This window comes from Bradyrhizobium sp. AZCC 2230 (assembly GCF_036924495.1).
Taxonomy (GTDB): domain Bacteria; phylum Pseudomonadota; class Alphaproteobacteria; order Rhizobiales; family Xanthobacteraceae; genus Bradyrhizobium; species Bradyrhizobium rifense.
This window is the reverse complement of the sequence record NZ_JAZHRS010000001.1, coordinates 4,501,178-4,515,022: the sequence shown is the minus strand read 5'-3', so window position 1 is coordinate 4,515,022 and position 13,845 is coordinate 4,501,178. Positions and strand designations below refer to the sequence as shown.

The following is a 13,845-nucleotide window of genomic DNA, read 5'->3' as shown; positions in this document are numbered from 1 at the left end:
GTCTACCGGGGCGCTTTGCCGCCCAGATGAGGGACCGCGGCAACGGCAATCAGGATGCCCCCCCAGATCGCCAGAGTGAGGAACTGGCTGAGATTGAGAAGGTTGAACGCCGAAGAGATCACCTGAAGGATGATCAGCGCAAGCAGCAATCCGCCGACTTTGCCAAAGCCGCCAAATGGATCGACGCCACCGAGCACTGCTGCAAGAATGGTGACGAGCAGATAGCTCTCGCCATATGCCGCGTTGGCTGAATTGAAACGTGCCAGCATGACGACCGCTGCGACACCGGCCAGCAGGCTCGAGAGGAGATATAGCTTGAGCAGGACGGCGCGGGTATCGACGCCGGAATAGCGGGTTGCCTTCTCGTTCGAGCCGATCATGTAAACCCTTGCCCCGAAGGGCGTTGCGTTTAGCATGAGCGCGACGGGCAACGCACAGAGCGCCAGCACGATCAGGGCAAAAGGCACCCCGAGAATCGTTCCATTGCCGATGAAAACAATGGGCTCCGGAAATCCGGAGATGACATTGCCGCGTGTCAGGCCGATCGCGAGTCCCTTGCAGAGTGTCATGGTGCCGAGGGTCGCGAGGATCGGCGAAACGCCGAGATAGGCGATGACAAATCCGTTGACAAGGCCGACCAGTGCCGCGACGGCAAACCCTGCCGCAATCGCCAGCACCTGCACGCCGGCCCAGGCAATGCCCTGAGTGCCCGGAATGTAGTGGGTCAGCAGGAAGGCAATGGTCAGTCCGGAGAGATTAGCGGTGGCGATGATGGAAAGGTTGAGGCCGCCAGATAGCAGGGCCAGCATCATCGCAAGCGAAAGGATGCCGAGCTCCGGCATCTGGAAGGCCATCGATTGCAGCGTGTTGACGGAGAAAAACCGGTCGCCGATGGTAATGGCGAACACCAACCAGAGCGCGGCCAACAACAGGATCAGGGTTGCGATCGTTCCGCTGCCGGCCAAACGGATCAGGTGTCCGCGAAGGGCGAGGGTGGACGCATTTCTCATGGCCGCATGCTCCGGGTTCGCCGTTCTCGTTGCGACCAGGCTGTCGCTGAGACCGAGATCAGAATGACCAACCCGACAAAAAATGGCGACCAATAGGACGAGACGCCCAACAAAATGATTCCATTCTGCAGGATGGCGAGCAGTGCCAACCCCAGAAACGTGCCGAAAACAGTGCCGGCGCCGCCCATCAGGCTGGCGCCGCCGAGCACGACGGCCGCAACCACGTCAAGCTCCTTGCCGACCAGCACCGTCGGAGCGACGGACTGTGCAAGCTGCGCCTGGACCAGCGAGGCGATACCGGCCATGACCCCCATGTAGCAATAGACCAGCATGTTGAGGCCGAAGACATGGAAGCCAAGTCGCTGCGCGGCATCGGTATTGCCCCCCATGGCGTAGATCTGACGACCGATATTGCTACGATTGAGCAGGAGCCAGGTGAACAGAAAAGAGAACCCGAGCGCGAGGATCTGCAGGTTGACGCCGTAGGACGTATCCTTGCCCCAATCGAACTCGAACCAGAATATCCCGGTCGCGAACCAGTCGGGTAACGAATAGATGTATTTACCGCCCGTGAAGAAAATCAGCAGCCCATAGAAAATGTTCAACGTTGCCACGGACACGATGATTGATGGTATCCGAAACTTCTGGATGAAGATCGCGTTGAGGGCGCCGAGCGCACCGCCAATGCCGATCGCGATCGCAAAAACGCAGACCCAGTTCGCGCCGTATGCGTTCGCCACCGTAAGCGTGACATATTGCGCCACCGATGCCGTCGCCGTGAAGGAGATGTCGATTCCGCCGGCGATCAGCACCACGAGCAGCCCGAGGGCGAGGATGCCTACGAATGCGTAGGAGGTCAGCAGGTCAAACAGATTCTGCATGGTCAGGAACTGGCCGTTCGCCGCGCCCAGGCTGGCGCAGAGCACGAGGATCACGATCAACAGCCAGAACTCATGGCTGCGCCGAAACCTGCCAAATGAAGCAAACCGCGATTCAGGCATTGACCGCCTGCCGAAGCGCATCTTCGGAGGTGTCTGCGGCCATCACGTCAGCGGTCAAACGCCCTTCGCGCATCACCAGCACGCGATGGCTGTGATAAAGCACCTCGGGGATTTCGTCTGATATCATCAGCACTGCGACGCCCTCGCGGGCCAACCGCCGGATGATCTCATAAATCCCATCCTTAGCGCGGATGTCGACACCGACCGTTGGGCTATCAAGGATAAGCACTCGCGGGTTGGTCGCCATCCATTTGGCGAGCACGATCCGCTGCTGATTGCCGCCGGAGAGCGTCTTGACCGGGTTGTTGGGATTAGAGACCTTGATTCCGAGTTCGGCGACCCATCGCGCAACGTGGCTTTGCCGCGCGCGTGCGCCAATCAGGCCGAATGCGCCAGCGAGACGTTCCAACACAGTCAGCGTGACGTTCGACGTGATCGACTGGTCAAGAATAAGGCCAAGTGTAAGCCTGTCCTCAGATACGTAGGCGATGCCTCGACGGATCGCGTCTGCATTTGTGTTCAGCGCGATGCGGTGACCGTCAAGCGCCATGGTGCCTCGATCGGGCGGGTTCATGCCGAAGAGCGACAGTGCGAGCTCGGTTCGGCCCGATCCGAGCAATCCGGTAAGGCCCACGACTTCTCCGGCGCGCAATTGCAAGCTCACATCGTCGTAGTCACCATCGCGGCCAAGGCCCTGGACTTCGAGGACAACCGCACCCACGGCAAGGTCGGGCACCTGTTTCTGATACTCAAAAGCCTTCCCGGTCATCAGGTAACTGAGTTTGCTGCCGTCGATAGTCGCTGCGGCAAAGGTGCCTACCTTGGCGCCGTCCCGCAACACCGTCACGCGTTCGGCAATCTCAAGCACCTCGTCGAGGCGATGGCTCACGAATACGACGCAGATACCGCTTCTTTTCAGGTCGCTGACGAGCTTGATCAAGGTGTTGACCTCGTGGCGGGTCAGCGACGCCGTCGGCTCATCCATGATGAGAAGTTTGGCATCCGCCGCCAAGGCCCGGCAGATCGCTACCAGCTGGCGTCCGGCAATGCTGAGTTCGGAGACTTTTGTTTCAGGATCGACCTCAATGCCGACCTTCGCCATTGTGGCCATGGCGATGGCCCGCATGGAGGACCAGTTCACCGTGTGGATGCCGCCAAGATGGTGCGCCATGGCGATGTTCTCGACGACGGTGAGGTTGGAGAATAGCGATAGATCCTGATAGATGACCTGAATGCCGCAATGGGTGGAGTAGACCGGGCTCAGTTTTGGGTACTCCTTGCCGGAAATGACGATCCGGCCTCCTGGTTCCGGCGCCTCGACGCCGGAAATGATCTTGATCAGCGTGGACTTGCCGGATCCGTTTTCGCCGACAAGGCAATGCACCTCTCCGACCTCCAGCGTCAGATCGACGTCGCGAAGCGCATGCACGCCGCCGAAACGTTTTGATATGCCGGACATCTCCAGGAAAGTCGTCAAGGCTTCGTCCTGTAATGGGACCGCATGTCGAGTGATCGTCTCGACGAGGATCGCATTCCCGGCCGGAAAGCCGGGAATGCAGCGCGACGAGGCGGCTGGGACCGGTGTAGTTCTAGAGTCCTCCGGCGATCAGTCCATCGATGGTTTCTTTGTTGATCCGCATGATCTTGTCGACCTTGATCTGCTTGCCGGCCACATCGACCGCGGCCTTGCCGAGGCCGGGAACATCGACGCCATCCGTGATTGGCTTGCCATCAAGCACGAGCTTGGCAACTGCAACCATGGCGTAACCTGCATCGGTGGGATTCCACAGGAAACCTTCGCGGATGGTATCATCCGCGATGAGCGATTTCGCCTGGCTCGGCAGCACGGTGCCGACCACGGCGATCTTCTTGCCAAGGCGTTGCTGACGCACCGCATTGCCGGCCCCGATCGGCCCATTCGAGCCGAAGCCGAGAATGCCGCGCAGGTTCGGATAGGCTTTGATCACGTCAAGCGTCGTGCGCTGGCTGGTATCGATCTCGTCGGCGCCGGGGAAACGGTCGGCGACGAGCTTCATTTTCGGGAAATTCTTCTGCTGATAGGCAATCGCGGCGTCGGCCCATTTGTTGTGAAGCGGCGTCGTCAAGGTCCCGACATAAACCACGTAATCGCCTTCGCCGCCCATGTCCTTGGCGAGACGCTCCATCTGCACTTCACCGAAGCGAACGGAATCGATCAATTCCACATTCCAGTCACGGCCTTCTTGTTCGGGGCCCTCATGGGTGATGACTTTGATGCCGGCCGCTTGGGCGCGCTTGAGCACCGGCTCGCACACTTTGACGTCCAGCGGCACCAAGCCGATCACGTTGACCTTCTTGGCGATCAGGTCATCGAGCAGCTTTACCTGCTGTGCCGGATCGACGTTCGCCGGTCCAACCATGGTGGCATTGATGCTGAAGTCCTTGGCGCCCTTCTGGATTCCCTTTTCAAGAGCGTTGAACCACGGAATGCCGGCGATCTTCACGACCGTGACCATTTCCTTTTGAGCCTGCGCAAAAGCAAACCCCGGAAAACCGGTACCGGCGATCGCCGCCGCACCACCAAGCATTTTGATTGTCTGGCGTCTGTCCATTGTTCCCTCCCAGGAAGCTATTTTTAACCTCCGCTCCTTTACCCGGCACTCGCCTGGCGGAGCAGTTGGCCTCATTCTTGACTGGCGACGAAAACTTCGCCTCCAGCCTCAGGACTTGCCCGGGGATTAGAGACCAACGCTACGAAAGGTGTCAAGCAAGTGACATGTCAGCTAGCCCCGCCTGTGGCGATGTCCGGGCATGGCCATGGCCGACCTGCAGCTAGCAACCGCCAAAGTCTGCCCTCACGAAGAGAGCGGACCAAATCCTTGCAAACGTAGGCAGATCACGACCGGCGGAAGACTTTGGGAGAGGTCGTTGCGGTCCCCGAATTGAATCCACCGTTCGACCAGCTTCAGAGTTCAGGCGGACGATCGGAGCAAATATCGCAGATTTGCGTCGTGTGGGGAGAGGCGGCAGTACACACTCTCCCGCTACCAAACCTACGCTTTCGCACGCCGCCCTACGATATTCTGCGACCGCATTCTCTCAGCAGAGCGGATGACCTTCTTCATAACCGCGCGCAGATGACCGCAGGAAACCAGACCGGCGAGATTGAGCTCACCGGTGAAGCCGTTGTCGCGCTCTGCGGAGAGAACAACGATTACGGCTCAACTCGCAGCTTGCGAGGGCTATGAGACTGTTTCCGCGGCCTCGAAACTGCATGTCGGTGCAGCCACTGACGGAAATGAAATCGCGCAGTTCGGGCTTCATACGGTGCCGCGCACGTCTCTCGATAGAGGCGCGGCCAGCTGTGCTCGGGTGCGCGAAGGCACACCGTCATGCCGGCCATTTCGCGCCCAGGATAGTGAGCTCTCTTCCCGAAAATCGGTAAGAACAGCGGTTCAGTTACAGCAACAGGCCCGTGTTGGACGATATTCATCGAGTCTACACATACAAGACGAAGTTATTGGTGTGTCCGCCTTTGCAAGAGCGGCTGCCAGTTTTGACGAGAGGAGTGGCAGTTCGACCGTTTCCTCTCGCCTTTGCAGGCATTCTACCAGGCCGTGAAGGGCCCACACGTTGTCCGGATGCTGAGTGCAGCGTTGCACTCTGTTGGTAAGCCCGAGGTCATCGCGGTAGATATCTTCCGCTTCGGCGTAGTGTCCCCGCTCCATCAGGAGGGCGGCGAGCGCGTGGCGCGGCGGATGCATCCAGGCCCAGGGCTCGGTATAGCCGAGATTGTCGTCGCGCCGGACGGCCTCCCGCAGATGGCGATAGCCGGCCTCGTGATTTCCCTTGTGATATTCCAGCTCGCCCTCGAGCATAGCTTCACCGACCGACAGGACGTCCAGCGCAAAATTGCTGAGAAAGCGTCTAGACGGCGGCACGCGGCTCTTGGCGAGCTGGAACAGCCGTCGCTCCTCGTCGGCTTTCGCAAAGTCCTTCAGCGTCGCATGCGCAATTGCGCGCGCGTAGTGGTGCATCGGGATCGTAACCAGGAAGATGTTGCCGTCAGCGGGGACCGGCTCATCGATGATCTCCTGCCAACGTCCGAAGCGGATCAGAACATGCATCTTGACCGAGTAATAGCCTTCGGTTGTATTCGCCAGTTTGGGGCGATTGCGGACGCCGAGAATGTCGGACGTGAGCATCTCGCGTATCTTGTCGGCCGCAGCGATGGCTGGCGCAAATTGGCCCAGGAACATGCAGGTGAACATCATCAGATGCAGGTCGTGACAGCGTGCGGTTACGTAGAAATTCAATGAACCGGCGTAGTCGGCGTACATGTCGTCGGCTTTGATGGCTTTCTCGCTTGCAATCCTGGCCCGCTCATAGTCGCCGCAAAGAACGTAGATGTGGCCCGGCATGTGATTCATGTGCCCGGCGCCGGGGCACAAATTCGACAAGACGTCGGCCGATCGCAAGGCACGTTCGGGTTCGTTCGACATCTCGAGCAGATGAATGTGAAGATGAACGATGGCCGGATGCAGAGGAGTGCCCTGTTTGTCGGCCAATGCGATCGACTTGTCGCAGACATGCAACGCCTCCACTGTGTCCGCGTTTCGCGCAGGCAATCCGGATTTGACGTCCCAGAGCTTACGCGGCGTCCGCGTGATCAGCGCCTCGACCAACAACGCCATGATGTCGTGGTCGTCGGGAAACGCATGGTGGACCCGCCGCATCGCGGCGGCGTAGTCATCGTCCCAGCGATCGTACTGTTCCGGTTCGACGTGGTGCGGCTTCTGAAACCGCGTCGCGAGGGCTTCGACCAGATGACGTTCGGCATCCTCCCGTCCCTCGCTTAGTGCGAGCGCGCGCTGGACATGATGGAAAGCCACTTTCGTGATCTGGTCGGCCTCGATCTCTCCCAGGTCGCGCCAGATCAAATTGTAGAAGGGGCCCGATCCATACGCGACACCCCAGTGGGCCATCACGCAATCCGGATCGAACGCAAGCGCGTTGTGAAAACATTTCACGCCCTCTTCCTGGTTGAAGCCGAGACACCAGTTCAGCCCGAGATTAAACCAGCGCTGCGCCTCAGGCGAAATCGTCGCGATCGTCCGGCCGTGAGAGCCAAGATCGAATGGATACGTGTCAGCGGATTGGGTCGGAAAGGGTTGCAGCGTCACGAAGGTTCCTCAGTATTCTCTGGGCTCGTCCTTCGCTTTGTCTTATCGAAGACTGGCGCGACCATTCCGGGTATGTAACTGTCGGAGATGAATGAACGGCAGTGGCTCTCGAACGCTTGGATCAACCGCGATTTACTCACGGTTTTCAGGGTTGCTGTGCCGATCACCATCGGCCGATTGTCTCCAATCAGTCTCACGCGTTTCAGGCGTTTTCCGTCCAAGGCCTGATCGGACCTCGGTCTGATGTTGAGAAGCGAGTATCCCAGTCCGTTGGCCACCATCGTCCGGACAACCTCGATGTGCTCTGAACGCGCATAAATGTTCGGCTCGAGATCTTCCTTCATGAACAAGGCAAGGAAATATTCCCGGCTCAGCGGCAGATCGAGCAGGATCATCGGATGATCGACGATCTCCTTCAAGGTCAATGCGGTTCGGCTGGCCAAAGGATGAGACTCGCTTAACAGGACGTGCGGAGGTAGCCGGGCCAGCGGTAGGAAATCGATATCGGCAGGGACCTGCAGGTCATAAATGATCGCGACGTCGATCCGCGACCGTCTTAGATCGTCGAGAAGTTGATCCGGATTTGCTTCCCTGTGCGCGACCTTCGTTGTCGCGAAAGCAGTGGTAAAAGAGTGAACCAATTCCGGGACCAGCATCGGGGCGAGTGTGACCATGCACCCTAGCGATAACGTTCCACGGATCTGGTTGCTGGTCTCGGATGCGAAGACATACAGGCGCTGGGCCTGCGCTACCACATTCTTCGCCTCGCGCAGCAATTCCCGCCCGGCGGGAGTGAGCGACAGGCCTTGAGCATGGTGACGGATGAAGAGTTGAACACCCAGCTCCTTCTCCAGGAAGGATATTGCGGTTGAGATCGACGGTTGGGAGATATGAATTCGCTCGGCTGCCAAGGTGATGCTCAGCGTTTCACCTGCAGCGATGAAATACTCCAATTGGCGAAGCGAATACCGCATGGAACTGACTCTATTGGCCCAAGATGGGCCGTCAAGTGCCGGCATCTGCGCGGAATCCTGCGGGTTTGGCCGATCCCGGAGCGGGGGTGGCCAGAGTTGCGGTAAAGGGTTGTCGCCAGGGACTCTGGCCGAGCTTCGCGCGCCGCGTCCCAGACTTAAGTCTGGGACGGCGCTGTCGGCGGGGTCAATCATTGGACGCCAGAATATCTGCCTAGCGGACCGTCGATAAAGAAAAGCTTTGTTTCGATCTGGTTCGGTTTTCTTGAACCGTATTGTTTTCGATCATGCTCCCACGCGCCGCCTCCAGATTGCGCACGCGGACCGCGCTCAGACCAGTTCGGCTGGTTCAAAAATCGCGATCCAATGAAGAGCAAAATACTGTCCGCCTTTTCCTCGAATGCAGAGGTCAAGCTGGCGATTGCCAGGGATACGGTGCAGCATGCTCCCTTGACTTCAGAATTATGTCTATACAAAATTGTGGCCGTTCTTCAGGGGGCATACCGAATGGATCGTCGACAGTTCTTGGAGCTGGCTACCGCGGGTGCAGCTTCGTCGCTCCTGGTTCTTCCCGCTTACGGCCAATCCAAATCAAGCCGCATCGTCATCGTGTCGGAGTCCAATTCGAATACGCTGGACGTTCACACGCCGGGGGCAAATCGTGCGTCCTACGGACTTTGCATGATGACGTACGACAGGCTGATCCGGTTCGGTACGAAGATTTTGCCGAACGGAGTGCCGAGCTACGACTACGACAAGCTCGAGCCGCAACTCGCGGAAAGCTGGGAAATCGCGCCCGACAATTCCGCGGTCGTCTTCAAGCTGAAGCAGGATCTCAAATTTCACGACGGGGCGCCGATAACCGCGCGTGACGTCAAATGGTCGTTCGACCGCTTCGTATCGGTCGGAGGTTTCCCTCAGCGTCAGATGGAGCAGGTTTCACTCACCGACGTCAATCAGTTCGAGGTCGTCGACGAGCGTACTTTCAAGATCAAGCTTCTGAAGCGAGACAAGCTTACGCTCCCAAGCCTCGCGATCGTTGTGCCCGGCGTTTACAACAGCGAGCTTTGCAAGTCGCACGCGACAACCTCTGATCCCTGGGCGCTGGAATTCACCAAGGTCAATTCAGCGGGCTCAGGCGCATATAAGGTCGAATCTTTCAAACCCGACGAGCAGATCATTCTGACGCGGTTCGCCGATTGGAAAGGAGGGACCTTGCCGAAACAGGAACGGGCTCTCTATCGGTCCGTGCCTGCGGCCGGCACCCGCCGGGCCCTGGTCGAACGGGCGGACGCTGATGTTGCAACCGATCTCCCGCCGCGCGACGTGGCCGACATTGCTGCTGCCAAGAAGATCAAGATCGAGTCGGCACCGCAGGCAAACACGCTGAGGTATCTCTCCCTTTCGACAATCACCAAGCCGTTCGACGACGTGAGAGTAAGACAGGCGATCGCCTATGCTATTCCCTACGAGAAGGTGATCGAGAGTGCGGTATACGGCCGTGCGAAGCCGATGTTCGGTGCGTCGGCAAATGCGCCTCAGGACGCGTCCTGGCCGCAGCCGTTCCCCTATGGCTACGATCCCGACAAGGCGAAGGCTCTGCTGTCCGATGCAGGGCTCGCAGGCGGATTCGAGACCAAGCTCTACTTCGATGCAGGAGCGGCAACAGTCGACGAGCCGGCCGCGCTCATCATTCAGGATGCACTGGGCAAGCTCGGCGTGAAGCTGACGATCGAGAAAATTCCGGACTTCTTTGCGAGACGAAGCCAGAAGAACTGGCCGATGGCGATCGACGTTTTCGGCGCCTGGTTTGACGGAGCGGACTTCTACTTCCGTTGGCTCTGGCACGGGCAAAATACCGTCTTCAATGTCGCAAGCTACAAAAACCCCGAGATGGATAAGCTGCTCGACGCCGCGAGACAGGCGCGCGAAGGAGGCGAGTACGAATCGATCGCAAGGCAATTCATCAAGCTCGCGATGACGGAAGTACCCTACATCCCGCTCTATCAGCCAGTGCTGGACGTCGCGGTTCAGCAGGACGTCAACGGGTACGTCTATATGTTCCACCGTCAAGTGGATGCGCGCACCCTGGCAAAGGCCTAAAAGTTGTTCCCTCTGCTGCGATCGGTCATCAAGCGGGTCGCATTTGCGGTGCCGACCATCTTCGGTGTCGTTCTGGTTTCCTTTGCTCTCACGCGACTGCTGCCGGGGGACCCGGCGGTCTACTTCGCTGGCGCGGCTCCTACTCCCGAAGCGATCGCCGACATACGCAAGGCCATGCTTCTCGATCGGCCTTTATGGGAGCAATTCGTCTCCTACATCGTCAATCTGCTTCATGGCGATCTGGGAAAATCGCTGATAACGGGTCAGCCTGTTGTCAGGGACTTGGCGGCGCGAATGCCGGCGACGCTCGAGTTGACCGGGCTCTCGCTCCTGATCGCATTGCTGGTTTCGATTCCGCTCGGAGTCATAGGTGCGCTTCGGAAGGGAAGCCTGATCGACCACGCTGCCAGGTTCTTCTCGACGACGGCATTGTCGATGCCCTCTTTCTTCACGGGCCTGCTGTTGGTCTTCGTCTTCTATTATCTGCTCGGTCTTGCGCCGGCTCCTCTGGGTCGGATTGATCCACTTGGTTTTCCTCCGCCTGTCAAGTCCGGCCTGATAGTCATCGACGGTGTCCTTGCGGGTGACTATGAAAGCGTAACGGACGGCCTCGCCCATCTGGTCCTTCCATCGATTGCGCTTGCACTTTCCGGCATCGGACCTCTGACCCGGATCACGCGAGGAGCGATGCTGACGGTGCTCTCCAGCGATTTTATCCGGGCTGCCCGTTCTTACGACATGCCGAGGTGGCGTCTGATCTACGTCTATGCGCTCAGAAACGCCATGCTGCCTGTTCTGACCACGGCTGGTTTCGTGTTCTCGTTTCTGATCAGCGCGAATGTCGTAGTCGAGAAGGTCTTCTCCTGGCCAGGCATCGGATCGTACGCTCTCGAAGCCCTCGTGGCGTCAGACTATGCGGCGGTGCAAGGCTTCGTGCTCAGCGTGGCGCTCCTCTATGTCTTGATCAACATCCTGATCGACGTCCTTTACGGGATCGTCGACGTTCGTGTGCGCCTTGCGGAGTAGGACATGGAGTTTGCGGCAACCCTCCAGAACGGCTTGCGTCGAGACCCTCTGACGGCGACCACGATGGCGATCATCGCGATCATCTGTCTCGTCGCGATCTTTGGTCCGTTCGTTGCGTCTCACGATCCCCTGGCTACCAATCCTTCGATGGCGCTCAAGCCGCCAACCTGGGAACATCCTTGCGGCACCGATCAGGTGGGCCGGGATATATGTACAAGGATCGTTTACGCGACGCGTCTTGATCTGTTGATCGCGCTGTCTGCGGTGGGGTTGGGGCTCGTCATCGGGGGCATCATCGGGAGTCTCGCCGGCTTCTTCGGTGGGATCGTGGACCGCCTGGCCATGTGGATCGTAGACACGATCATGGCATTCCCGCTCTTCGTGCTCGCTATGGGAATCGTCGCCGCGCTCGGAAACAGCCTCGAGAACATCATCTATGCGACAGCCATCGTGAATGTGCCGTTTTACGCCCGGACAATGCGGGCTGAGATGAAGCAACGCCGCGAAATGGGCTTTGTGGAGGCGGCGAGAGTAAGCGGGAACGGTCCTTTCAGAATTCTTGCCGTTCACCTCGTTCCCACGGCTGTACCCCAGCTCATGATTCAAGCGACGTTGACAATGGGCTGGGCCATGCTCAACGCTGCCGCTCTGTCCTTCATCGGTCTGGGGATTAGACCTCCGACGCCGGAGTGGGGGATCATGGTGGCGGAGGGCGCGAGTTTCATCATTACGGGGGAATGGTGGGTAGCGCTCTTCCCGGGGATAACTTTGGTTCTCGTCGTTCTGTCGCTCAACCTCGTGGGCGACGGCTTGCGCGACGTCCTCGATGCCAGGGAACGACGCTAGTGCTCGAAGTCACGAACCTGTCGATTGAATTTTCCACGCGCCGCGGTACGGTCAAGGCGCTGGATCGGATCGATCTGAGTATTGCTCCCGGCGAGATCGTCGGCCTCGTCGGCGAAAGCGGCTCCGGAAAGTCCGTTCTGTCCTACGCGATATCCGGTTTGCTGGATCGGTCCGCCCGAATCGCGAGCGGTGAAATCCGTTGGCACGGAGCCGTCATCGGGCCGATCAGGGAACGGCGGAGCAGGCGTACCGCTATTGCCCAAATATTCCAGAATCCCCGGGCGAGCCTGAATCCGATCATGACCGTACGCCGTCAACTTGGCGATGTTGCGGGGAGGGACCGGGTGCTGTCGCTCCTCGAAAATGTCCGCATCGATCCCAATCGCGCGGATCATTATCCGTTCGAGCTTTCAGGCGGTCAGTGCCAACGCGTCGGGATCGCACTCGCTCTCGGCTGCGAACCTGAACTTCTGATCGCGGATGAACCGACCACCGGGCTCGACGTGACAACCGAGGCCGCGATCATGGCTCTCATCGGTGATCTTTCGGAACGACGTGGGATGGCGACCTTGCTCGTCACGCACAATCTGGCGCTCGCTGCCGCGAATTGCGATCGCATCGCCGTGATGCATGCCGGACAACTCGTCGAGTGCGGGCCTGCCGAGCGGTTGGCTTACTCGCCGATGCATCCGTACGCGGAACAATTGCTTGCATCCGTTCCCCAGCATTCCGAGACCGCCGACGATCTTCGGACCGTATCGGGCCTCCTCCCCGACCTGGCTGGGCCTTTGCTGCCCTGTCGCTTTGCGCCCAGATGCGATCGTCACCAACCGGATTGCGATGCATCGCCTCCATCCTTGACCGCTCGTTCTCCGCAGCATTTCGTTGCGTGTAGGCACCCGCTATGTTGAAAGTCTCGCGCCTCACGAAATCGTTCAAGGGGCGAGGATGGCGGTCGCACGACGTTCTCGCGGTCGACGACGTCAATTTCGAGATTGCTCGCGGGGGAAGTCTCGGCGTCGTCGGCGAAAGCGGCTCGGGAAAGAGCACGCTGGCGCGGATGATCTCGCGCCTGATCGACAATACTGGCGGCAGCATCGTATTCGAGGGGATCGACATCGGCGCGGTGTCGCCATCGTCGTTCGTGCGCCGTCCAGAGAGACGGAGGATACAACACGTCTTTCAGGATACGGGTGAGAACCTGACGCCGCATCTGACCGCGGGCGCAGCTATCGCCGATCCGATTCGAAGGCTCGTCGGGTTGGCCGACGAACGGCAAATCCGTCAGAAAGTGGAAGCTCTCGCCATCAGCGTTGCGCTAAATCCGGAGTTGCTGAATCGCTACCCTCATCAGCTATCGGGAGGGCAGAAGGCGCGCGTGGGGAATTGCGCGCGCGCTTGCCTCTGCCCCGGATTTGCTGATTCTGGATGAGCCGACCGCCGCCCTCGATGTCTCGGTTCAGGCGGCCATTCTGAAGCTGCTTCATCGTCTGCGGCGTGAAATCGGCCTCGCTTATTTGTTCATAAGCCATGACATCGAGGTTGTCAGACTGATGTGCGAGGATGTTATCATCATGCGCCTCGGTCGCGTGGTCGAACAGGGGCCTACGCGGCAAATTCTCAAGGCGCCCCAGAGCGACTACGGGCGTGAGCTGCTGGAAGCCGTCCCTCGTCTTAACGACCGAAAGCATGCCTCGAGTGCCATGATCGCGCCAAGCTGACGAGA

Annotated in this window: 12 protein-coding genes; 6 read left to right on the top strand and 6 right to left on the bottom strand. The window is 59.1% G+C overall.

The window, feature by feature from the left end; genetic code table 11:
* Window positions 1–2: 2 nt before the first annotated feature.
* The 6 genes from V1280_RS21580 to V1280_RS21555 all read right to left on the bottom strand — a co-directional run bounded on the left by V1280_RS21580 (window position 3) and on the right by V1280_RS21555 (window position 8,147).
* Window positions 3–1,010: an ABC transporter permease gene (locus tag V1280_RS21580; RefSeq protein WP_334528521.1), complete on the bottom strand. Its 1,008-nt coding sequence runs from the start codon at window positions 1,008–1,010 to the stop codon at window positions 3–5.
* Window positions 1,007–2,011 (bottom strand): ABC transporter permease, encoded by a 1,005-nt coding sequence (locus tag V1280_RS21575; RefSeq protein WP_334528518.1) that lies wholly within the window; start codon window positions 2,009–2,011, stop codon window positions 1,007–1,009. The genes V1280_RS21580 and V1280_RS21575 overlap by 4 nt, the downstream gene beginning before the upstream one ends.
* The gene (locus V1280_RS21570) at window positions 2,004–3,488 is read right to left on the bottom strand and encodes a sugar ABC transporter ATP-binding protein (protein WP_334528515.1); all 1,485 of its coding nucleotides are present in this window, start codon (window positions 3,486–3,488) and stop codon (window positions 2,004–2,006) included. Before V1280_RS21570 ends, V1280_RS21575 begins: the two co-directional genes overlap by 8 nt.
* Before the next feature lie 112 nt (window positions 3,489–3,600).
* Window positions 3,601–4,602 (bottom strand): autoinducer 2 ABC transporter substrate-binding protein, encoded by a 1,002-nt coding sequence (locus V1280_RS21565; RefSeq protein ID WP_028150067.1) that lies wholly within the window; start codon window positions 4,600–4,602, stop codon window positions 3,601–3,603.
* 843 nt (window positions 4,603–5,445) lie between these two features.
* Entirely contained in the window at window positions 5,446–7,173 is a 1,728-nt protein-coding gene (locus V1280_RS21560; protein WP_334528507.1) for a tetratricopeptide repeat protein, read from the bottom strand.
* Window positions 7,170–8,147, bottom strand: coding sequence for a LysR family transcriptional regulator (locus V1280_RS21555; protein ID WP_334528504.1), 978 nt, complete (start codon window positions 8,145–8,147; stop codon window positions 7,170–7,172). Before V1280_RS21555 ends, V1280_RS21560 begins: the two co-directional genes overlap by 4 nt.
* Before the next feature lie 678 nt (window positions 8,148–8,825).
* Between V1280_RS21555 and V1280_RS21550 the strand changes: the two genes are divergently transcribed.
* Genes V1280_RS21550 through V1280_RS21525 form a run of 6 tightly spaced genes read left to right on the top strand, consistent with a single transcriptional unit; the run spans window position 8,826 to window position 13,840 of the window.
* Window positions 8,826–10,247, top strand: a complete 1,422-nt coding sequence (locus tag V1280_RS21550) for an ABC transporter substrate-binding protein (protein WP_334528501.1) — start codon at window positions 8,826–8,828, stop codon at window positions 10,245–10,247.
* Window positions 10,248–10,259: 12 nt separating this feature from the next.
* Window positions 10,260–11,273, top strand: coding sequence for an ABC transporter permease (locus tag V1280_RS21545; RefSeq protein WP_334538377.1), 1,014 nt, complete (start codon window positions 10,260–10,262; stop codon window positions 11,271–11,273).
* A 3-nt stretch (window positions 11,274–11,276) separates the two neighbouring features.
* Window positions 11,277–12,119 carry an ABC transporter permease gene (locus V1280_RS21540; protein ID WP_334528499.1) on the top strand — a complete coding sequence of 281 codons (843 nt, stop codon included), beginning with the start codon at window positions 11,277–11,279 and terminating at the stop codon, window positions 12,117–12,119.
* Window positions 12,119–13,030, top strand: a complete 912-nt coding sequence (locus V1280_RS21535; protein WP_334528490.1) for an ABC transporter ATP-binding protein — start codon at window positions 12,119–12,121, stop codon at window positions 13,028–13,030. The genes V1280_RS21540 and V1280_RS21535 overlap by 1 nt, the downstream gene beginning before the upstream one ends.
* On the top strand, window positions 13,024–13,551 hold the full coding sequence (locus V1280_RS21530; RefSeq protein ID WP_334528486.1) for an ATP-binding cassette domain-containing protein: 528 nt from the start codon (window positions 13,024–13,026) through the stop codon (window positions 13,549–13,551). Before V1280_RS21535 ends, V1280_RS21530 begins: the two co-directional genes overlap by 7 nt.
* Entirely contained in the window at window positions 13,535–13,840 is a 306-nt protein-coding gene (locus V1280_RS21525) for an ABC transporter ATP-binding protein (protein ID WP_334528484.1), read from the top strand. The genes V1280_RS21530 and V1280_RS21525 overlap by 17 nt, the downstream gene beginning before the upstream one ends.
* Window positions 13,841–13,845: the final 5 nt, after the last annotated feature.

Coding starts and splice junctions, on each gene's coding strand:
- V1280_RS21580 (WP_334528521.1), bottom strand. CDS start 1,010: ATGAGAAATGCGTCCACCCTCGCCCTTCGCGGACACCTGATCCGTTTG.
- V1280_RS21575 (WP_334528518.1), bottom strand. CDS start 2,011: ATGCCTGAATCGCGGTTTGCTTCATTTGGCAGGTTTCGGCGCAGCCAT.
- V1280_RS21565 (WP_028150067.1), bottom strand. CDS start 4,602: ATGGACAGACGCCAGACAATCAAAATGCTTGGTGGTGCGGCGGCGATC.
- V1280_RS21555 (WP_334528504.1), bottom strand. CDS start 8,147: ATGCGGTATTCGCTTCGCCAATTGGAGTATTTCATCGCTGCAGGTGAA.
- V1280_RS21550 (WP_334528501.1), top strand. CDS start 8,826: ATGATGACGTACGACAGGCTGATCCGGTTCGGTACGAAGATTTTGCCG.
- V1280_RS21540 (WP_334528499.1), top strand. CDS start 11,277: ATGGAGTTTGCGGCAACCCTCCAGAACGGCTTGCGTCGAGACCCTCTG.
- V1280_RS21530 (WP_334528486.1), top strand. CDS start 13,024: ATGTTGAAAGTCTCGCGCCTCACGAAATCGTTCAAGGGGCGAGGATGG.